This window comes from Candidatus Microthrix parvicella Bio17-1 (assembly GCF_000299415.1).
GTDB classification, from domain to species: Bacteria; Actinomycetota; Acidimicrobiia; order Acidimicrobiales; family Microtrichaceae; genus Microthrix; species Microthrix parvicella.
The window spans coordinates 467,680-487,344 of record NZ_AMPG01000001.1; the positions used below are offsets into that span (position 1 = coordinate 467,680).

Here is a 19,665-nt window from a genome sequence, read left to right on the forward strand (position 1 = left end):
CGATACCATGGCGTGATGGCACCAGGTTCGACCCCTCACGCCCCCGGCGGCGACGGCCCAACCGGTGACAGCCCGCCGACACCACCGGGTTCCAACGACACGGCGACGGGCTCCCGGGAGGCGTGGCAGGCCGCATTCGATGCCTCACCGGGCGCCGACGTGCCCCACGCCACCATGTCGGGAGTGCCCGTTGATGGTGTCTACGGACACCCGCCCTATCCCGGCCAGTTCCCCTACACCCGCGGCATTCACGCCTCGATGTACCGAACCCGCAATTGGACCATGCGCATGTTCGCCGGGTTCGGCACAGCGGGTGACACCAACGCCCGCTTTCACGAACTGTTGGCGGCCGGGGGCACCGGCCTGTCGACCGCGTTCGACATGCCCACGCTGCTGGGCCGTGATTCGGACCACGAGTGGTCGATCGGCGAGGTGGGTCGGGCCGGTGTGGCCGTCGACAGCCTGGCCGATATGGAGGACCTGTTTGCGGGTATCGACCTGAGCCAGGTCACCACGTCGATGACCATCAACGGTCCAGCGGCACCGATCATGGCCGCCTACGTTGCCGTGGCGGAGGGCAACGGCACGCCCCGTGCCCGCTTGGGCGGCACCATTCAGAACGACATTCTCAAGGAGTACCACGCCCAGAAGGAGTACCTGTTTCCGCCGCGGCCATCGATGCGGCTGGTCACCGATCTGATGGCGTTCGCTGCCGCCGAGATACCCAAGTGGAACCCCGTCTCGGTGTCCGGCTACCACATTCGAGAGGCAGGCTCGACCGCCGCCCAAGAACTGGCGTTCACCCTGGCCGACGGATTTGCCTATGTCGAGGCTGCCATCGCCGCCGGGCTCGATGTCGATACGTTCGCTCCCCGCCTCTCGTTCTTCTTCAACAGCCACTCGGACTTTTTTGAGGAGATTGGGAAATTTCGCGCTGCCCGTCGCATCTGGGCCACTTGGATGCGCCACCGCTACGGCGCCACCGACGAGCGGTCGATGAAGTTGCGTTTCCACACACAGACCGCCGGCGTCTCGCTCACCGCACAGCAGAGTGAGATCAACATTGCACGGGTGGCCACTCAGGCGTTGGCCGCCGTGCTCGGAGGCACGCAGAGCCTCCACACCGACAGCCACGATGAGGCGCTGGCCCTGCCAACCGAGCAGGCAGCCCGCATCGCCCTCCGCACCCAGCAGATCATCGCCGAGGAGACCGGCGTGACCGCGGTGGCCGACCCTCTTGGCGGCTCGGAGTACGTCGAGTGGATGACCGACGAGATGGAACGACAGGCCGGGGAGATCTTCGATCACCTCGACAAACTCGGCTCGGGGTCGATGCTGGAGGGCGTCTACGAGGGCATTGAGGCGGGATATTTCATGCGCGAGATCTCTGAAGCCTCCTACACGTTCGAGCGAGCGGTGAACACTGGCGATCGCATCACCGTTGGAGTCAACGGCTACACCGATGGCGACGACGGCTCCCCGCGCCTGCTCTCGATCAACCCGGAGGTCGAGGCCTTGCAGCTCAAACGATTGGAAAACGTGCGGCGCTCCCGCAACAACGACTCCGTGAACGAGGCGCTGAGCTGCCTGGCCACCTCGGCCGCCGACTCGACCATCAACCTGATGCCGCCGCTGATCGAGGCGATGAGGGCCCACGTGACGCTGGGAGAGACCACCGCCTGTCTGGAGGGTGTCTTCGGCAGCTACCGGGAGGCGGAGGTGCTTTGAGATGAGCCCGGCTATGAACGACGGCCAGAGCAGGACCAGCATTGGATCGGGGTCTCGCGCCACCCGCGCCGACGGCATGCCCATACGCGTGGTGCTGGCCAAATTGGGCTTGGATGGGCACGATCGAGGATTGAAGGTGGTGGCCCGCACCCTGCGGGATGCAGGCTGCGAGGTGATCTACCTGGGGCTGCGCCAGAGCGCCGCCACAGTCGTGGCCGCCGCCATCGACGAGGATGCCGACGCAATAGGGATCTCCATGCACAACGGCGGGCATCTCACGCTGGCGCCAAGAATGGTCGATGCCGTGACCGAAGCCGGCCTGTACACACCGGTCATCGTGGGTGGCATCATTCCCGATGCCGACCGTGTCACGCTGCGCAACGCCGGCGTCGCCGCCATCCTGACCCCTGGCGCCTCTGGTCAGGAAGTGGTGGCGGCAGTCCGCAGCGCCATCTCATCCTGACCAGCACGTCGGCTCGCTTTCAGCCAAGCTGAGCACAGCACCTTCACGCAGGGTAGTGACAACCGCCGCAAGGTCCCCTAGTGTGTTGAACACGCGTCATCAGTCGTAACATCTTAGGGGTACCATGCATTTCCGCCGAATCGCTCTTGCGTCAGCCGTCGTACTTCTCGGGGTGTTCATCACCGCATGCGATGAAACCACCTCGGGGCAGCGATCCCAGGTTGTTTCCCTGATCAACTCCGAACGCTCCGGCCAGAACATCGGCAGGCTCAGCCAGTCCGCCGAACTCAACACCAAGGCGGGCAACTGGGCGGCCAAAATGCGCGACGACTGCAACATCAGCCACTCCATACTCACCGACGGTATTACCTTCAAATGGAAGTCTCTCGGAGAGAACGTTGGCTACGGCAAAACCATCCCCGAAGTTCACGCCAACCTGATGGCCTCGAAGCGACACAAGGCCAACATGTTGAACAAGGCCTTCAACCGGGTTGGAGTCGGTGTTGCCACCGGCAAATGTCGTGGCTACCAGACGGTCTACGTGGTGGAGGTCTTCGCCCAAGCGATCTGATCGCCGAGGCACCGCTACCCGGCCTGCACCAGTGGCAGAATCGCTACGAAGAAGACCGCACCCGCGGCAACCCCGAGGGTATGCCACACCTCGTGATAGCCAAACCAGCGAGGGATTGGATTTGGACGTCCCTGGGCAAACAGCACGGCACCAACCGTGTAGGTCACGCCGGCGATGACGACCAACATGAGCAAACGGGGTCGATCCCAGAAGTTGGGGATCAGGGCGAGTCCCATCCAGCCAAGGCCGATGTACAACACACCGCCGGCGACCCGAAACCGCTCGATCGATACCAGTTTGAGGGTGATGCCCACCCCCGCACCCGCCCACATCAGGCCGAACATCACCCAACGCCACATGCCCGACGCCGCCAGCAGGTACATGGGCGTGGCGGTACCGGCGATCAGCACGTAGATCATGGCGTGATCGGCCTGGCGCCAGCGGCGGCGCGCGACCGGCGAACGGGCGAAGACGTGGTAGATGCCGCTGGTGGCATAGCAGGCGATGGCCGAAAGCCCATAGACCCAGGCGGCCAGCTCCGCTCGGGGCGTTGCCGCAACCCCCACCAGCCACGCGAGGGCGGCCACCGACACGAAGGCGGCGCCGAGATGAATGCGCCCGCGTAACCGAGGCCGCGCATCGAGCTCCTCGTAGTGATGCAGATTGGTCAGCTCCGGCGACACGGTGGTCGCCGCCGCGTGTTTGCTCAAGTTCACTCCCCGAAACGTATCCCCCGAGGACACCAGGGCAAGCGCGTGAGGCGGATTTGCTGAGAGACCTCACTCAAGGTTGATTACCCGCGGTAGGACTGGAGTGCCCCTGCGGGGACCGTGCCCAGCCTGCCGGCTTCGTAGTCGGCGAAGGCCGTAACCAACTCGTCTCGCGTGTTCATGACAAATGGTCCACTGTGGGTCACGGCCTCGCCGATTGGGCGACCGCCCAACAACATCAACTCCAGCGCACCGTAGTGTGACCCCTGGTCGGCGGCGGCACGCAGGCGCAGGCGATCGCCCTGCCCGAACAGCGCCAACTGCCCGGTGCCGATGGGTGCCGAGTCCGGGCCGACCGCACCCGAACCCGCGAGGACGTAGGCCAAGGCGTTATGGGTCTGGTCCCACGGCACCACCAACTGTTCGCCAGGTTTCACTGTTGCGTGCATCATGACGATCGGGCTGTGCGTCGACCCGGGACCCCGTGCCACCCGTTCATCAGGTGACCCGTCCGCGCCAAGAAGCAGGTTGCCCGCAATGATCCGCAGGAGCGAGCCGCCATCAGCTGACGACACCAGCATCAGGTCCGGGCCGTCGATCGCCTGATAGCCGGGAGGGATCATCTTGTCCTTGGCCGGAAGGTTCACCCAGAGCTGCACCCCATGGAACAGTCCGCCGGACCGCACCAACGCCTCCGGAGGCGTCTCGAGGTGCAGAATGCCAGAGCCGGCGGTCATCCACTGGGTTGCGCTGTCACGAATCACCCCGCCACCACCGTGACTGTCCTGGTGAACCATTTCCCCGTCGATCATGTACGTCACGGTTTCGAACCCGCGGTGCGGATGCCAGGGCGTGCCCTTGGGCTCCATCGGGGCATACTCGACCTCGCCCATCTGGTCGAAGTGCACGAACGGGTCGAGGTCGGCCAGGGCCACGCCGGCGAATCCTCTCCGCACGGGAAACCCCTCCCCCTCAAAGCCGGCCGGGGCGTTGGTGATCGACCGCACCGGACGGTCCCGCTCCTCGGGCCGCTCAGCGGGCAGTCGTTGCAGCGTGCTGGTAGCAGCGGTGATGGCCGGCACGATTCCTCCGATGGCCTCAGACAATCAGGTCATGGGGAACAACCGGCCCATGACCCCAAACCTTCCGGGTTCGGCCGTGAGGTCAGAAGTAGATGACCTGTTCAACGTTGGTGGCAGCGGTGTCCAGATCGTCCGAGTAGGCGCCGGTGGACAGGTATTTCCATCCGGCGTCGCAGATGACGAAGCAGATGGTGCCCGATTCGATACGTTCGGCCACCTTGACCGCGCCGGCCAACGCCGCACCCGACGAGATGCCGGCAAACACGCCCACGTCGCCGAGCCGACGAGTCCAGATGAGCGACTCTCTCGGTCGCACGATCGATTTACCATCCAACAGGTCGACCCCGCCCCACTTGTCGAATACGGGCGGGATGAAACCATCTTCCAGGCTACGAAGCCCCTCCACCCGTTCGCCGGAGGGTGGCTCCACCGCCAGCACCTTCACGTCGGGATTCAGTTCCTTCAGGTAGGTACCCACCCCCAAAAGGGTGCCCGAGGTTCCCAATCCTGCAACGAAGTGGGTGATCTCGGGGCAATCCGCTGCGATCTCGGGACCAGTGGTCTCATAGTGAGCCCGCGGGTTGGCCTCGTTTGCGTATTGGTAGAGGAACACCCACTCGGGGTGCTGATCGGCCAACTCGATGGCCCTTCGCACCGCACCGTTGGAACCTTCCGGACCCGGCGAGTCAATAATCTCGGCACCGAAGGCCAACAGCGCTCCGCGGCGCTCCTGGGTGACGTTCTCGGGCAGCACCACTTTGAGGTGATATCCCCGCACCCGACAGATCATGGCCATGGCGATACCGGTGTTGCCCGACGATGGCTCGATGATCACCGAGCCTGGACGAAGCGTTCCGTCCTCCTCAGCCTCGAGGATCATCTGGCGGGCAATTCGGTCCTTGACCGACCCGGCGGGATTCAGAAACTCGGCCTTGCCCAGGATGCGTACGTTGGGATTTGGGCTGAGCTCGGAGACGTCGATCATCGGTGTGGAGCCGATCAGATCCAACACGCTGGATGCCACTGCCATGGGGAAGACCTCACTGGATCTGGACTGGAGGTTGAGGACGGTTTCGAGGGTGAAGCTCGGCCGGTGCCGGCTAAACCCGACAAACCCGACCACCTCTGTAGACATTGTACCCGCGCGCCTCCCATCGAGAGCCGGCAGCGTTGTGTGACACCCAAGAACGTCGTGCGTCTAGCCCGGTCGGGAAGGCGGGCGGTCGGTCACCACCACCTCCTCCTCGGAGACGTCGCCGGCCACGATTCGAAAGCTGCGCAACACAGGTTCGTCGCCTCGAAGCGACACAATCGGGTAGTGCCAGTCGGGGTCAGGCGCTGCCTTCACATCGGTGGGCGACGGGTAGGCATCGGTATGGGTGTGCGAGTGCGCCACCCCGATGATGGCCAGGCCATCGTCATCGGCTGCGCGTTCGACGGCCATAAAGGTGCGTCCGTCCACCTCGTAGATCCGGCTGGAGGCCGCTGCGTTGGGAGTGGGAACGAACCGATGGACCTCGTCGCCCTGCCACTGGCCAATCAGCAGACCACACGCCTCCAGCGGGTAGCCCCGCAGCGCATGCGCATACAGGCCATCAAGGTCGTCGTTGCTCAACACCAGCACCAGCGAAATCTAACTGAGCAACCGGCAGCGGGGCGGTAGCCTGGTGTGATGGGCGACGATATCCAGGTGATCGCCACCAACCGTCAGGCGTCACGTCGCTTCGAGCTGCGAGACACCTATGAGGCCGGGTTGGTGCTGTTGGGCTCCGAGGTGAAGTCGCTGCGCGAGGCCAAGGGCACGCAGGTCACCGAGGCTTACGCCGACCTCACCCGGTCCGGCGAAATGTGGCTGCGCGGGCTGCACATCGCGGCTTACAGCCACTCACAAGACCATTCGGGGCACGAACCCACCCGGCCGCGCAAGATGCTGTTGCACCGCACCGAACTCGACCGGCTGGCGGCCAAGGTGGCGCAGGAGCGGCTGTCAATCGTGCCACTGCGTATCTATTTCAAGGGCTCCAAGGTGAAATTGGAGTTTGCCTTGGGCAAGCCGAAGAAGACCGTGGATCGCCGTCGGGATATCGCCGCTCGGGATGTGGCACGAGACACGGAGCGAGAGTTGGCCCGAGCAGCCAAGCACAGGTGAGTGGGCACCTCGGCCGCCGGCACGCCAGTTGGCAGTCATGCAATCGGGGTCTCCTCTCCATCACGGTGGCGGTGCTGTGTGCGCTGGTGATTGCAGGTGGTTGCCGCAGCGACGAACCGTCACCGAAGGGGGCGGGCGCCGTGTCGGACCTGGGCTCCCCGCCCACCGCCCAGGCCCTGGACGAGTTGTTCATCGCGGTGGACGCCACCCGCGCCGAGCCTTCCGGACGATACCGCTCCGATTCGGAGAAGCGCTCCACCAACGGCGCTTACGATTCGGGCAGGCTCAGTGTGCGGCCCGACGGAGGCCCGGAGGTCCTCGTGGCGGGAACCCAGGTGTACCTCCAGTCGTCGTGGTTCCCTCAAGCACCGGCTCGGACACCGTGGCTCTCGGTGCCCCTGTCCAACCTGGCGCCTTTGGAAAACCGCTCCCCAGGCCTGGCCGACGAGGTGGCCGCCCTTGCCGGCGCCGCCCCGCCGGGCATCGGCCCGGCCCTGGCGGCAATGCGCACGGCAACCGAGGCAACCAGCCGCAAGGACGACACGCTCTGGGCACGGCTCGACCTGTCGAACATGGACAAGGTCAACCCCCGGGACCAAGGCGCCGTTGTTGCGTGGGCCGGATTGTGGGCCCGCAAAGGCGGGGAGCGCCAGATCGTCGTCAAGACATCGTTGACCGACGGTGGGCTGATCGACCAAGTGGTTTTCGATCCGGAGGGAACCACTCCGGCGGGGCCCTACACGCTTACCCTGACCGAACTCGGGGCGCCGGTACCCGTCACGACACCGCCGTCCACCGACACCACGCCCTTGAAGTGACCAACTTCACCGGCCGAGCAACAACCGGCCACCCCGCCATCAGAGGCTTCGCAACCTCAGCACTCCCCCGACCGGTTGTCGCTCCCGCCATCCGATAGCCTGCAGGGTCCACACCAGGGGCTGATCGGTTTCGACGTTGAGACCAGGAAGTCGCTCGTGCGACCCGAGTTGCTCAGACTCGCTAAACGGGGCAACCAAAGAACCGGCAACTCCGAGTTCGCTCTCGCAGCCTGATTTAGTTCAGTCTGAAGAGAGTCATAGTGACCAGCAATGGCGCACGGGGCCAGATCCTCACAGCCCGGCAACAGAAGTGAGGATGGACAGCAGGGAAAGACCGCTGACGGTGTGAAAGAACGCTGACTTCGAGGAAAGACTCGGCGGAGATCGCAAGATCAGTTGACCCGCCAGCGTGGCAACCGCAAGCCACACGTCGGGAACGGTCGTAGCGCGGACGGTAACCACTTAGCGGACGGGGGTTCGATTCCCCCCAGCTCCACCAAAAACCTCCACCGTCGGGCCGGCAGACCCTCCACGTGGGCTACCAGCTACCGCCACCGCCTCCGCCGAAGCCACCGCCGGAGAAGCCGCCCCCACCGAAGCCGGACATGCCGCCCGCTCCCCCGGCGCTCGAGCGCACCACCGCTGAGAACGTACCGGCGGCATAGGAGCCGAAGTGGTTCACGCTTTGGGAGAAGATGATCCAATCGAAGGGCCGGGGTGACATCCACCAGCCCATCTGTTCGGTCTGCACAACGCCCTCGGCACTCAGCTGCGCAAAGGTTCGCGCCCACTGCTCCGTCATCCCGAACACCATCGCATAGGGCAGGTAACGGCTGAATAGATTCTGTTCGGCGGCCCAGTTCTGACGGTCGCCCTCGCCCGCAACAAACATCTCGCGGAAGCCCAGCACCCGCCGGTACATGGCCGTGCCCTTGCCCGTGCGCGCAGGCATGTTGATCGACAGCGCCATCAGCGCCAGCGCCGCCAGCACCAGCGGGACCCCAATCAGCGCCCAACGGGTGAAGGCAATCAGTGCGAGCGACAGTGCCCCGGCGGCCAGCAGCGCCATGAACCCCACCCCCAGCCAGGTGGCCCGGGTGCGGTCAGGGCGGCTGCGATACCAGCCGCGCGCCACCATGTCGTCGTACATCTGCGACTGCACAAGCTTGAGACGAGTACTGAAGCTGTACTTCAGTTCGCTCAGTGTGGTTTCCGATCCCGCCACGAACAACGACGTCAACAGGGTCTTTTCGTACTCGACCAGACCGGCATGGTCCTGGTTGAGTTGCCTGAGGCGATAGTCGCCATCGGTGAGATCCTCGATGCTCAGGTAGCCCTTGACCGCCAGGTCGATCAGCGTGGCTGATACATCGATGTTGTCGGCCCGCTCGTCGATGATGGTGCCGGCAGCTCCAGCAAGAATCTGAGCCGGCGGCACAAACTCGACCGTGATGCCCTCGTGACGCCCCAAGCCCAGGCGGTGCTCGCTCTCGGTGTCGGTGCCGAAGCTCTGGTCGACCACCGAGCCCACAAACGCCCGGTCACGACCCACGCGGTAGCCGACGAGAGCGACGAGGGCGGCCAACAGCGCACCCAGGCCTGCGCCCGCGCCGACCGTCGCAGGCGACAGGGTGAATGCACGCTGCAGGCTCCACATCTCGTCCAGGATCGGCTCTGTGGAGGCGAATGTACCTGCAGGCACCTTCAGGTACATCGTCATTCCCGACCCCGGCCCCAATTGGTCCTTGGAGGCAGTGCCGGTGTCGCCGCTGATCGCTGACGTGCCGCACGGGGACGTGGCGCCGTTCGGTCCAGAGAAGCAGTTCACCTTGGTCACGGGGGCAGGCATCGTGACACTGCCACGTGCATTTGAGATCGGGACGGTCCACTGATCACCCACGATGTTGAGCGGCACCTCCTCGTAGGGTTCCGGAGAATCGCCATTGGCATCAAACGCGTTGACCACGCCCTTCAGCTCATAAGAGATGACGTAGGTCTGTGTGCCTGAGATGGTCTGGTCCGGATCACCGATTCGAATTAGTTCGATGGCGCCCTGGTGCTCGACCTTCACGTCGCTCGGCGCGCCGGTAGGGCTCGACACCGACAGGTTCTCCAATGGAGTCACCCGCTCCCAGCGGCTTGAGGTGTCCCGACCCTCCAGGATCGGATCGTCCGAGTTCAGCTCGAACCGCACCTGGATGAAGCGCTCGATACCGTGCTTGTTGTTGGCGCCGAAGTTGTACTCGATGGTCTCGGTAACCCTGGCCGTGCCGTCCTTGCCCACAACCGCGTTGACGTCGTAGGAGTCGATCCGTTCGCCGAACTGTGTCGCCGCCGGAGGTGCGGCCGACGCCGTGCCGGCGCCAACCACCACCATGCCGCCGCCGAGGGCCAGCAGACCAAGCACCAACCGTCGGAGCGATCGGCTGTACGACCATGACCTGCTTGACCTGCCCATATTTGCCACCCTACCGGTACCATCCTGGGTCCAGGCCCACAGCTTCGGAGATCCATGGCACTTTCACGCGCCCAAGCCTTCGTCACCAAGTGGTGGCTCGCATTACGTCACAATCTCCCGTTTGCCTGGGTGTACGGCGTCAACGTCATCTGGTGGCTCACCCTCGACCGGCGGCCCTTTGAAGACCCGGCGGAGTTCGCTGGGGTCGCCGAACTCGAAGAGGCCTGGCCCGAGATCCGCGAGGAGTTCGACCGCCTCCGGGCAGCGACACACACCCCGATGTTCGGCGCCATCGACCCGGGGCAGGCCAGGCTGGCCACCGACCGGTGGAGGGCGGTACTCCTTTGGTTCTGGGGTCAACCATCGCGCACAAACCTGGCCGAGTGTCCAAGAACAGCCGAGGTCCTCAGCCACATCGACGGTCTGCAAACAGCCCTTCATTCATCACTCGCACCCAAAGCGTCCCTACCGTGGCACATGGGCCCCTACGCAGGCGTGTTGCGGGTGCACCTCGGCATCGACGTACCCCCGGGCGGCCAGTGCGGCATCCAGGTTGGTCGGCAACGACGCTACTGGCGCAACGGCGGTCTTCTGGTGTTCGACGACACCTACCCCCACACCGCCTGGAATCACAGCGACGAGGAGCGGGTGGTGCTGTTCATCGACATCGTGCGGCCCATGCCACACCGCTGGCAGCGGCGGTTGAATGCGGCCGTTCTCAAACACCTCAGCCGCACGGAACGGATACGCGGCGCCGCCCAGCGGGGCGACGACCTGATGAGAATCGAACCCGAAAACTAGGTCTTCAGGTACCAGGACACCGACAGGGTCGAGCCGATGGCGCCAACCACCAGCGCCACCACGATCAGCAGCCCCATCACCACGAGCACATTGAAATCGGTCCACCAGATGGCGCCGAAGAACGATTGCACGTCCTTGTTCACGAAGTTGGTTCGCCATACCCAGGTGAGCCCCCACAGGCCCGCGGTGGCGGCTGCCCAGCCGATGATGGCGTGCACCACCCCCTCCAAAATAAAGGGTATTCGGATGAACCAGTTGGTGGCCCCCACCAGGCGCTGCACTTCTATCTCTCGTCGGCGCGCAAATACCGCCGTTTGGATCATGAACACGATGAGCAGTGCGGTGGCCATGAGCAACACGACCGCCAACACGATGAAGAAGGTCGAGAGGTTCTTGAGGAACCGCTCCATCTGTTTCACCGCGTCGAGCGCGAACTCCACTTTGTACACGCCCGGCTCGTTCTGGAAGCTCTGCCCCAACTCCGACACCACGTTGGACTGGGGATTGGTGGGCGTCACGCGGAACGATTGCGGCAGGTCCTGCGGCTTGACCGAGGCCACGATATCGGGGTCGTCTCGGAACAGTTGCTGAAACTCCTTGAACGTCGCCCCAGTGTCTACGAACTTGATGTCGGAGACCTGCGGCGACGCTGCCAGCTTGCCTTTGACCTGATCGATCTTTTCCTGGTCGGCGCCGGGCTGCATGTAGACGATGAACTCCACACCGTCCTTCCACCGTTCAAACGCGTGGTCAACACCGGCCACAAACAACAGGGCGCCACCAAGAATGCCCAGCGACACACCGAAGGTGATGATGCTGGCAACGGTCAACAGCAGGTTGCGCAACAGGTTGTTGGATGTCTCTCGTACGACGTAGTCGAGTCGCATTGCCATGGTTCAGCCTCGGTTCTCGGTCATGCGTTCACACTCGTTCCCTCGTGGGTGGCGGTGCATTGCAGCGAGCCGCCTCACTCGTACACGCCGCGGGCCTGGTCCCGCACGATGCGGCCACGGTCCAGCTCGATCACCCGACGTCGCATGGTGTCGACGATGCCTCGGTCGTGTGTGGCCATCACCACGGTGGTGCCGGTGCGGTTGATTCGATCCAGCAGCTTCATGATGCCCACCGAGGTCGCGGGGTCGAGGTTGCCGGTGGGTTCGTCGGCCAACAGGATGAGCGGACGGTTGACGAACGCCCGAGCGATCGAGACCCGCTGTTGTTCGCCGCCCGAGAGCTCGTGGGGATAGTTCTCGGATTTTTTGGAGAGTCCCACCAGGTCGAGGATGGCCGGCACCTGGGTGCGCACCACGTGACGCGGCCGCCCGATCGCCTCCAGCGCAAAGGCCACGTTCTCGGAGACCGTCTTGTTCGGCAGCAGCTTGAAGTCCTGGAACACCGCCCCGATATTGCGTCGCAGATACGGCACCTTGTAGCCGGGAAGCTCTCCGATGTCCTTTCCCGCCACAAAGATTCGACCCTCTTCGGGCTTCTCGGACTTGTTCACCAAACGCATGAACGTGGACTTACCAGACCCGGACGGGCCCACGAGGAAGACGAACTCTCCCTTGGCGATGTCCACGTTGGCATCGCGCAACGCCACCGAATCAGACCTGTAGGCCTTGGTGACGCTTTCAAACTTGATCACGTGGTCGCCTCTCGAACTGGGGATTCACAAACGCAAGCCCGGCCTGGGCATCACTGTGACGGACTCGACCCAAAGATGTTACAAAGCCGCAACACCGGCGCGGTGCCACCCGGTGAAACTACCCGCCAACGGTGCGATTCCAGCGCAGCCACGCCTCCATCAGGGGGTCCAGCTCACCATCCAAGACCGCTTCGGGCTGGCTGAGCTCCAGGCCGGAGCGAAGATCCTTCACCTGCTGATAGGGCTGCAGCACGTAGTTGCGGTCCTGGCTGCCAAAGTCCACGGCGGCGCCCCCACCGGAGAGGTCGTTGATCTGATCCATCCGCTTGCGACGCTCCAGCTCCAGCAACTTGGCCTTGAGGATCTGCATTGCCTTGTCCTTGTTCTGGAACTGCGATCGCTCGTTCTGCACCGCTACCACCGTGCCGCTCGGAAGGTGTGTGATGCGTACCGCCGAGTCGGTGGTGTTCACGTGCTGGCCGCCCGCCCCCGATGATCGGTACACATCGATTCGCAGATCCTTGTCCTCGATCTCCACGTCCTTACCCACATCATCGATGAACGGGGTGACCCGCACCGAGGCGAAGCTGGTCTGGCGTCGGGCGTTGTTGTCGAAGGGCGAGATGCGCACCAGGCGGTGCACACCGTGCTCGGATCGGAACCAGCCGTATGCGTTTCGGCCTTTCAGGAGGAAGGTGGCCGAGGACAGCCCGGCCTCGGTGCCCTCCGACACCTCTTGCAACTCGAGCGAGAATCCGTGGCGCTCAGCCCAGCGCTGATACATACGCAGCAGCATCTCGGTCCAGTCCTGCGCATCAACGCCCCCGGCACCCGAATTTAACTCGATGATGGCGTCACCCGAGTCGTATTCACCGGTGAACAGCGCGCGAAGCTCCAGCTTGGCAAAGTCGTCGCTCAGCGTGTCGACGCCCGCCTGAAGCTCGCCTTCCAGCGACTCGTCGCCTTCCTCCCGCGCCAGTTCATGCAGCGTGATCAGGTCGTCGAGTGTGCTGTCCAAGCGGTCGAACAGCTTCAGGTCGTCGCTTGCCTCGGCGAACTCCCGTTGGATGCTCTGGGCCGTCTCGGCGTCATCCCACAGGTCGGGCCGTGCGAGCTCCACCTCCAACTGCGGCATGCGTCGACGTAGTTCTTCGACGCGCAGATACTCGGCCGCCTCATCTCGCTCAGCGGCCAGTCTCCGAAGCGCGTCGGTGAGATCCTGCACGGGGGCTCTACCCTCCCGCCACGATGTGCTGATCGATTGAACTGAGGTGGAACCCGGGCATCAGCCGGCGCCTGCGGGCGACCCGTGACACTTCTTGAACTTCTTGCCGCTGCCGCACGGGCAAGGACCGTTGCGAGGTGTCTTGTCCCACTCACTCTTCACCACGGGCTGAGCCTGCTCCGGCTCTGCCTGCGCAGCACCTTCGCCCTGTTCCTGAGCAGTGTTGGCGCCTTCGCCGCTTGCCATCGTGGCCACCTTGGGGGTGCCGGAGGTGTCGCTTGGGTCGCTTGGTCCCTGCGTCTGGATGTTGCCGACCTGTGCCTCTGTGGGCTCTTCACGCACCACGTTGACGTGCATCAGGTACTTGACGAACTCTTGAGCAATCGTGTGGATCAGCTGCTCGAACATCCCGTAGCCCTCACGCTGCCACTCGGTGAGCGGGTCGCGCTGGCCCATGGCGCGCAGGCCGATGCCGTCCTCCAAGTGATCCATTTCGCGCAGGTGGTCACGCCAGCGGGCGTCGATGATGCGCAGCATCACCTGACGCTCAATATCGCGCATCGTGTCTTCGCCGAGGCTCTCCTCGCGGGCGTGGTACTGCCCGTTGGCCTCACCCATCAACAGGTCGTACACCTCATCGGTGGAAACGGCCGCCGCGAGTGCATCCTCGGTCAGCTCTGTGGGCCAGAACGTGCCGATCTCAGCCAACAGACCCTTCAGGTCCCACTCCTCGGAGAACTCCGACACGCAATACGTGCGGATCGAGGTGTCGACGGCGTCGGCCAGTGCCTCAAGCGCCTCGTCGCGGAGATCCAGGCCATCGAGCACCTGGTCACGGCGGCGGTAGATCACCTTCCGCTGTTCGTTCATCACCTCGTCGTACTTCAGCACGTTCTTGCGGATCTCACCGTTGCGGGTCTCCACGGTGTTCTGGGCCCGCTCGATTGCCTTCGAGACCATTTTGGCCTCGATCGGGACGTCCTCGGGCCAGTCCTTACCCATCACGAACTGGATGGCGCCGGTGGCGAAGATGCGCATCAGCTCGTCCTCGAGCGACAGGTAGAAGCGGCTCTCCCCCGGGTCACCCTGACGGCCGGAACGGCCGCGCAGCTGGTTGTCGATGCGGCGGCTTTCGTGTCGCTCGGTGCCCAGCACATACAGGCCACCCAGCTCACGCACCTTGTCGCCCTCGGCCTTGACCTCGGCGGCCCAATGGTCGACACGCTCCTGCAGGAAGGCCTGGCCCTCCTCCGAGTCAGGATCGAGTTCCTTCCCTGCCAGATCACGCTCGGCCAGGCCCTCGGGGTTACCACCGAGGATGATGTCCACGCCTCGACCGGCCATGTTGGTGGCCACGGTCACCCCGCCGAGCCGGCCGGCCTGTGCCACCACCTCGGCCTCACGGGTGTGCTGCTTGGCGTTGAGCACCTCGTGAGCGATGCCCCGCTTTTCAAGTTCTCGTGAAAGCACCTCCGACTTCTCCACCGAGACGGTGCCCACCAACACCGGCTGCCCGGTGGCGATGCGCTCCTCGATGTCGTCGGCCACCGCCGAAAACTTGCCGGCCTCACCCTTGAAGATCAGGTCGCCCTCATCTGCTCGGGCGAGCGGCTTGTGGGTCGGAATCGGAACCACCTGCAGCCCATAGGTACCCATGAACTCGGCAGCCTCGGTGACCGCAGTACCGGTCATGCCGCCCAGCTTTTCGTACATGCGGAAGTAGTTCTGCAGGGTGACGGTGGCCAAGGTCTGGTTTTCCTCCTTGATGCGCACCCCCTCCTTGGCTTCGACCGCCTGGTGGAGGCCCTCAGACCAGCGACGGCCCTCCAGCACACGGCCGGTGAACTCGTCGACGATCTTCACCTGGCCCTGCGACACCAGGTAGTCCTTATCGCGGTGGTACAGCTCCTTGGCCTTCAGCGCCACGGTCAATTGGTGCACAAAGTTGGCGGTGGGGTCGTCGTACAGGTTCTCGACGCCCAGCGCCTTCTCCACCTTTTCGATGCCGGGTTCGAGGGGCGACACCTGCCGCTTCTCTTCGTCCACCTCGTAGTCCTCGTCGCGCTTCAGCGCGCGCACCACCGCTGCGAAGCGGTAGTACAGCTTGGCCGCGTCGGTGACCTGCCCGGAGATGATCAGCGGCGTCCTGGCCTCGTCGATGAGGATCGAGTCCACCTCATCCACGATGCAGTAGTTGAACCCCCGCTGCACCTGCTCGCCACGGGACAGCGCCATGTTGTCGCGCAGATAGTCGAAACCAAACTCGTTGTTGGTGCCATAGGTGATGTCGCAGGCATACTGTGCCCGCTTGTGCACCGGGTCGTTCTGATTCGGCAACACCATGCCAATGTCGAGGCCGAGAAAGCCGTGGACCTGGCCCATCCACTCGGCATCGCGTTTGGCGAGGTACTCGTTGACCGTCACCACGTGGACGCCCTTGCCGGTCAGTCCGTTGAGGTACACCGGCAGGGTGGAGACCAGGGTCTTGCCCTCACCGGTCTTCATCTCTGCGATCCAACCGAAGTGCAGGGCTGCGCCACCCATCAACTGCACGTCGTAGTGCCGTTGGCCGATCACCCGGCGTGCGGTCTCCCGCACGACGGCGAACGACTCGATCACCAGGTTGTCGAGCTGCTCCCCGTTGTTGAGGCGGTTGCGGAAGTCGGCGGTGGTGGCAGCGAGTTCGTCGTCGGACAACGCCTCCATCTCCGGCTCGAGTGCGCCGATATCAGGGACGAGGTCGGACAGGGCGCGCAGCTTGCGGCCTTCACCGGCGTGGAGGATTTTGTCAAGGATTCCCATAGCGTCGAGAAGTCTACCGATGCGGTGACCCAGGTCTCCTCGCTCGGTCCCCATCATCGGCATCATCAACCCTCGAGACCGTGGCGCCAACAGGGGTGGCAGCAACGCACAGGGCATAGACCTCACCGGCACCGGCGGAACGCAGCGCCATGGCCGCCCGCTCCAGGCTGGTACCCGTGGTGGTGACATCATCGATCACGACCACACGGTGAGGCACCGCCATGGTGGGCCGCAGAACCGGTCCAACCAGGCGTTCAACCCGGGTTCGACCCGTTTGTCCCGGGGTTTGGCCAGATTCTCCGAGGTCCGACGGCTCACGCCTCAACAGCGCCCGAGATGGGATTCGTTGTCCCAGTCGGTCGGATGCTGCCCGCGCGGTGGCCGTTGCCAGCAGCTCGCCTTGATCAAATCCTCGGCGAGCTCGATTGGCGGGCGCCGCCGGGACCCAACAGATGGTTGCCTGCTCCAGCCACGGGCCGCCCATCACCGCCAATGCCGCGCCGATGGCACCAACCGCATCGCGGTGGTGCCGAAACTTCAGCGACGTCACCAAACCGGTGGCGATGCCCTCGTACCGGCACAGCGCCGCAGCGCCGTCCAAGCCGTTGGGAAGCGGCTCCAACCCGCCGGCCGCCAGCGGCCTCAGCGCATCAACACAGGCCGCGCACGGGCTGGGCCCGTTCCGATGACACAACACGCACGTCGACCACAGCCACACGCTGCACTCTGACGCACCGCGGCGCGGCAGTCAGCGGGTCGAGCGACCCGGACCGCCCGGGTGGCTACTCAGCGGTGAGAACGTCGACCAGCTTGCGGTTGCGGCGCTGGTCGAAGCGCACGGTGCCGTCGGAAAGAGCGAACAAGGTGTCGTCCTTACCACGACCCACGTTCTCTCCCGCATGGATGCGGGTGCCACGCTGGCGCACGATGATCGACCCTGCGGTCACCTCGGTACCTGCATACACCTTGACGCCGAGGCGCTGACTATTGGAATCGCGGCCGTTCTTGGTTGAACCGCCGCCCTTGGTCTTTGACATCTGTGAACTCCGTGCTCAGCGGCTGATGCCGACGATTTCGATGGTGGAGAAGCTCTGCCGGTGGCCATAGCGACGCCGGTTGTTGCTCTTGTTCTTATACGTGAAGCCGTCGATCTTCTTGCCACGACCTTCGCCGACGATGCGTGCCGACACGCTGACGCCGTCCAGTTGGTCGGGGGTGGCCAGCACGGTCTCGCCGTCCACCAGCATGACCGGGGTCAGGGAGACGTCGTCCCCATCCTCGTTGAGCCGTTCGACGTCGAGCCGTTGGCCCTCTTGAACGCGGTACTGCTTACCGCCGGTCTTGATGACTGCATACATAGCTTGCCGATGATAGTGGCCCCGCCCCGATTCGTCACGTCGACGGGGCCGGAGAGCACCCGGCGATCGAAACGATCAGCCAAGCAGATGCTCCGGCAGGGTCATGCCGCGACCCTCACAGCTTTCACAACGATCGGCGAAGCTCTCCAGCAGCCCCTCCCCGATGCGCTTGCGGGTCATCTCCACCAGGCCCAGGTCGGAGATGGGCGCCACGTGGGTGCGGGTTTTGTCGCGGGCCAGGGCGGCCTTGAAAGTCTTCAGCACCTCGTCGCGATGCTTTTTCACGTCCATGTCGACGAAATCGATCACGATGATGCCGCCGATGTCGCGCAACCGCAACTGGCGGGCCACCTCCACCGCTGCTTCCAGGTTGTTGCGGAACACCGTCTCCTCCAGGGACGACTTCCCGACGTTGCGGCCGGTGTTCACATCGATCACGGTCAGGGCCTCGGTGCCCTCGATGATGAGGGAACCGCCGGAGGGCAGCCACACCTTGCGATCGAGCGCCTTGTGCAGTTGCTCGTAGACGTGGTGGCGCTCGAACAGCGACAGCCCCTCTGCGGCAGGGTCGTAGTACTGGATACGGTCTGCGAGCGCGGGCGACACCGACGCCACGTACTCCGACAACTCGTCGAACAGTGACCGATCGTCAATCACCACCGAACGGTAGTCGGCGTTGAACTCCTCGCGGACAATGCGGGTGGCCACATCCGGCTCCCGGTAGAGCAATGCCGGCCGTGTTTGCTTGGCCGCCAGCGCCTCGATCTGGTCCCACTGGCGCAGCAGGCGCGCCACGTCCCGCTGGATCTCCTCGGCGGTGATGTTCTGAGCGGCGGTTCGGACGATCACGCCGTGCTGGGAGGGTTTGGCCTTGTCGAGGATCTTGCGCAACCGCTTGCGTTCGTCGTCGGGAAGTCGCTTGGAGATGCCATAGGTGCTGGAGTTGGGCACCAGCACCACGAACCGGCCGGGCAGTGACACCTCCTGGGTGAGCCGAGCCCCCTTGTGGGCAATGGGGTTCTTCGTGACCTGACACAGGATCAGCTGCCGGGCCTTCAGAATCTCCTCGATTCTGGCCGACTTCTTGGACTTGCCTTCGGGCACGATGACATCGCTGCGATACACGACCGCGTTCTTTGGCGTCGCGATGTCAACGAATGCCGCCTCCATGCCCGGCAGCACGTTCTCCACACGACCGATGTACACGTTGCCGTGGATCTGGGTGTCGTCATCGGCTTGACGTGACACGTAGTGCTCGATGAGCTGGCGCCCCTCCATGACGGCCACGTGGGTGGCCTCCGGAGTGACGTGGATATTCATCTGATACCGACCGACCGCCTGACCATTTCGATGCCGGCCGCGACGTTGCTCCATCGTGGCCTCATCGAGCTCGATGGGCCCGGCGTCGTCGGTGAGCACCGCCTCAACCGGGTTGATGGGCGAGCCGCCTCCGCCGCCCTTGCCCTTGCCGCCACGTCGGCGCCGCCGCTTCTTGGGCTGGCCACCGGGCGATCCGCCCTGGGTCCGGCCTGCCGACGACTGGTCACCACCACCACCGCCCTTGGTCGGAGCCGAGTTCGAGGCCCCACCGTCGGAACCCGGTCCACCGGAAGAGGCGTTGGTCGAGTCGCCGCCTCCGTCTGCGGGCTGCGACGAGGCAGCGCCGCCGCCGGAGCCTCGCGACCTCCGGCGAGACTTGCCGGACGAGCCGGCGCCTCCCGACGTGCTTCCACCTCCGCCGGAGGACGATTCGGTGTTGGTACTGCTGCGTTCAGCCACCACCTTCGCCGGTATCGAGTCTCCGATCTGCGGCTTGCGGGGAACGGGGGATGAAGTTGGGCCTGTGTCGGCCATC

Annotated in this window: 19 protein-coding genes and 1 other RNA gene; 7 read left to right on the forward strand and 13 right to left on the reverse strand. The window is 64.3% G+C overall.

Annotation, left to right across the window (positions count from 1 at the left end; genetic code table 11):
• The first annotated feature begins 15 nt into the window (after positions 1-15).
• The 3 genes from MPARV_RS0102260 to MPARV_RS0102270 all read left to right on the forward strand — a co-directional run bounded on the left by MPARV_RS0102260 (position 16) and on the right by MPARV_RS0102270 (position 2,762).
• On the forward strand, positions 16-1,728 hold the full coding sequence (locus MPARV_RS0102260) for an acyl-CoA mutase large subunit family protein (protein ID WP_020377080.1): 1,713 nt from the start codon (positions 16-18) through the stop codon (positions 1,726-1,728).
• 1 nt (position 1,729) lies between these two features.
• A complete protein-coding gene (locus MPARV_RS0102265; protein ID WP_235045288.1) occupies positions 1,730-2,191 on the forward strand; it encodes a cobalamin B12-binding domain-containing protein in 462 nt (153 codons plus the stop codon).
• A gap of 124 nt (positions 2,192-2,315) precedes the next feature.
• A complete protein-coding gene (locus tag MPARV_RS0102270) occupies positions 2,316-2,762 on the forward strand; it encodes a CAP domain-containing protein (protein ID WP_031277081.1) in 447 nt (148 codons plus the stop codon).
• A gap of 14 nt (positions 2,763-2,776) precedes the next feature.
• Here the strand turns inward: MPARV_RS0102270 and trhA are convergent, their stop codons facing one another.
• The 4 genes from trhA to MPARV_RS0102290 all read right to left on the reverse strand — a co-directional run bounded on the left by trhA (position 2,777) and on the right by MPARV_RS0102290 (position 6,178).
• Positions 2,777-3,472, reverse strand: a complete 696-nt coding sequence (trhA, locus tag MPARV_RS0102275) for a PAQR family membrane homeostasis protein TrhA (protein ID WP_157789418.1) — start codon at positions 3,470-3,472, stop codon at positions 2,777-2,779.
• Between the two features lie 83 nt (positions 3,473-3,555).
• Positions 3,556-4,554 carry a pirin family protein gene (locus MPARV_RS0102280; RefSeq protein WP_020377083.1) on the reverse strand — a complete coding sequence of 333 codons (999 nt, stop codon included), beginning with the start codon at positions 4,552-4,554 and terminating at the stop codon, positions 3,556-3,558.
• 82 nt (positions 4,555-4,636) lie between these two features.
• Positions 4,637-5,584, reverse strand: coding sequence for a PLP-dependent cysteine synthase family protein (locus tag MPARV_RS0102285; protein WP_031277083.1), 948 nt, complete (start codon positions 5,582-5,584; stop codon positions 4,637-4,639).
• Between the two features lie 168 nt (positions 5,585-5,752).
• Positions 5,753-6,178 carry a M67 family metallopeptidase gene (locus MPARV_RS0102290; protein WP_020377085.1) on the reverse strand — a complete coding sequence of 142 codons (426 nt, stop codon included), beginning with the start codon at positions 6,176-6,178 and terminating at the stop codon, positions 5,753-5,755.
• Between the two features lie 48 nt (positions 6,179-6,226).
• Here MPARV_RS0102290 and smpB point away from each other — a divergent pair, with 48 nt between their 5' ends.
• The 3 genes from smpB (at position 6,227) to ssrA (ending at position 8,020) form a co-directional block, all read left to right on the forward strand.
• A complete protein-coding gene (gene smpB / locus MPARV_RS0102295) occupies positions 6,227-6,703 on the forward strand; it encodes an SsrA-binding protein SmpB (RefSeq protein ID WP_012230421.1) in 477 nt (158 codons plus the stop codon).
• Positions 6,700-7,521 carry a hypothetical protein gene (locus MPARV_RS0102300; protein WP_157789419.1) on the forward strand — a complete coding sequence of 274 codons (822 nt, stop codon included), beginning with the start codon at positions 6,700-6,702 and terminating at the stop codon, positions 7,519-7,521. Before smpB ends, MPARV_RS0102300 begins: the two co-directional genes overlap by 4 nt.
• 116 nt (positions 7,522-7,637) lie before the next feature.
• Positions 7,638-8,020: a transfer-messenger RNA gene (gene ssrA / locus MPARV_RS23370) on the forward strand.
• Between the two features lie 39 nt (positions 8,021-8,059).
• Here ssrA and MPARV_RS0102305 read toward each other — a convergent pair.
• Positions 8,060-9,979 (reverse strand): DUF2207 domain-containing protein, encoded by a 1,920-nt coding sequence (locus tag MPARV_RS0102305; protein WP_012230411.1) that lies wholly within the window; start codon positions 9,977-9,979, stop codon positions 8,060-8,062.
• Positions 9,980-10,033: 54 nt separating this feature from the next.
• Between MPARV_RS0102305 and MPARV_RS0102310 the strand changes: the two genes are divergently transcribed.
• Positions 10,034-10,780: an aspartyl/asparaginyl beta-hydroxylase domain-containing protein gene (locus tag MPARV_RS0102310; protein WP_020377088.1), complete on the forward strand. Its 747-nt coding sequence runs from the start codon at positions 10,034-10,036 to the stop codon at positions 10,778-10,780.
• On the opposite strand, the gene MPARV_RS0102315 is transcribed toward MPARV_RS0102310, so the two are convergent.
• The 8 genes from MPARV_RS0102315 to MPARV_RS0102350 form a co-directional block, all read right to left on the reverse strand.
• Entirely contained in the window at positions 10,777-11,673 is an 897-nt protein-coding gene (locus MPARV_RS0102315) for a cell division protein FtsX (RefSeq protein WP_020377089.1), read from the reverse strand. The two genes, MPARV_RS0102310 and MPARV_RS0102315, sit on opposite strands and share 4 nt — an antisense overlap.
• A 74-nt stretch (positions 11,674-11,747) precedes the next feature.
• On the reverse strand, positions 11,748-12,425 hold the full coding sequence (gene ftsE, locus MPARV_RS0102320; protein WP_012230401.1) for a cell division ATP-binding protein FtsE: 678 nt from the start codon (positions 12,423-12,425) through the stop codon (positions 11,748-11,750).
• Positions 12,426-12,543: 118 nt separating this feature from the next.
• Entirely contained in the window at positions 12,544-13,650 is a 1,107-nt protein-coding gene (prfB, locus tag MPARV_RS0102325) for a peptide chain release factor 2 (protein ID WP_012230399.1), read from the reverse strand.
• A 60-nt stretch (positions 13,651-13,710) separates the two neighbouring features.
• Positions 13,711-16,452: a preprotein translocase subunit SecA gene (gene secA, locus MPARV_RS0102330; protein ID WP_020377090.1), complete on the reverse strand. Its 2,742-nt coding sequence runs from the start codon at positions 16,450-16,452 to the stop codon at positions 13,711-13,713.
• Positions 16,453-16,465: 13 nt separating this feature from the next.
• Positions 16,466-17,149, reverse strand: coding sequence for a ComF family protein (locus MPARV_RS22040; RefSeq protein ID WP_020377091.1), 684 nt, complete (start codon positions 17,147-17,149; stop codon positions 16,466-16,468).
• A gap of 85 nt (positions 17,150-17,234) precedes the next feature.
• Complete coding sequence (rpmA, locus tag MPARV_RS0102340) at positions 17,235-17,489, reverse strand: 50S ribosomal protein L27 (protein ID WP_020377092.1); 255 nt, start codon at positions 17,487-17,489, stop codon at positions 17,235-17,237.
• A 15-nt stretch (positions 17,490-17,504) separates the two neighbouring features.
• Positions 17,505-17,810: a 50S ribosomal protein L21 gene (rplU, locus tag MPARV_RS0102345; protein WP_012230392.1), complete on the reverse strand. Its 306-nt coding sequence runs from the start codon at positions 17,808-17,810 to the stop codon at positions 17,505-17,507.
• Between the two features lie 75 nt (positions 17,811-17,885).
• Positions 17,886-19,664 (reverse strand): Rne/Rng family ribonuclease, encoded by a 1,779-nt coding sequence (locus MPARV_RS0102350; protein ID WP_081582041.1) that lies wholly within the window; start codon positions 19,662-19,664, stop codon positions 17,886-17,888.
• Position 19,665: the final 1 nt, after the last annotated feature.

Bases quoted from the DNA above. Each gene is read 5' to 3' on its own strand.
- MPARV_RS0102260 (WP_020377080.1), top strand. From the start codon at position 16: ATGGCACCAGGTTCGACCCCTCACGCCCCCGGCGGCGACGGCCCAACC.
- smpB (WP_012230421.1), top strand. From the start codon at position 6,227: ATGGGCGACGATATCCAGGTGATCGCCACCAACCGTCAGGCGTCACGT.
- MPARV_RS0102265 (WP_235045288.1), top strand. From the start codon at position 1,730: ATGAGCCCGGCTATGAACGACGGCCAGAGCAGGACCAGCATTGGATCG.
- MPARV_RS0102350 (WP_081582041.1), bottom strand. From the start codon at position 19,664: ATGGCCGACACAGGCCCAACTTCATCCCCCGTTCCCCGCAAGCCGCAG.
- rplU (WP_012230392.1), bottom strand. From the start codon at position 17,810: ATGTATGCAGTCATCAAGACCGGCGGTAAGCAGTACCGCGTTCAAGAG.
- rpmA (WP_020377092.1), bottom strand. From the start codon at position 17,489: ATGTCAAAGACCAAGGGCGGCGGTTCAACCAAGAACGGCCGCGATTCC.
- MPARV_RS0102285 (WP_031277083.1), bottom strand. From the start codon at position 5,584: ATGGCAGTGGCATCCAGCGTGTTGGATCTGATCGGCTCCACACCGATG.
- MPARV_RS0102305 (WP_012230411.1), bottom strand. From the start codon at position 9,979: ATGGGCAGGTCAAGCAGGTCATGGTCGTACAGCCGATCGCTCCGACGG.
- secA (WP_020377090.1), bottom strand. From the start codon at position 16,452: ATGGGAATCCTTGACAAAATCCTCCACGCCGGTGAAGGCCGCAAGCTG.
- MPARV_RS0102310 (WP_020377088.1), top strand. From the start codon at position 10,034: ATGGCACTTTCACGCGCCCAAGCCTTCGTCACCAAGTGGTGGCTCGCA.
- MPARV_RS0102315 (WP_020377089.1), bottom strand. From the start codon at position 11,673: ATGGCAATGCGACTCGACTACGTCGTACGAGAGACATCCAACAACCTG.
- MPARV_RS0102270 (WP_031277081.1), top strand. From the start codon at position 2,316: ATGCATTTCCGCCGAATCGCTCTTGCGTCAGCCGTCGTACTTCTCGGG.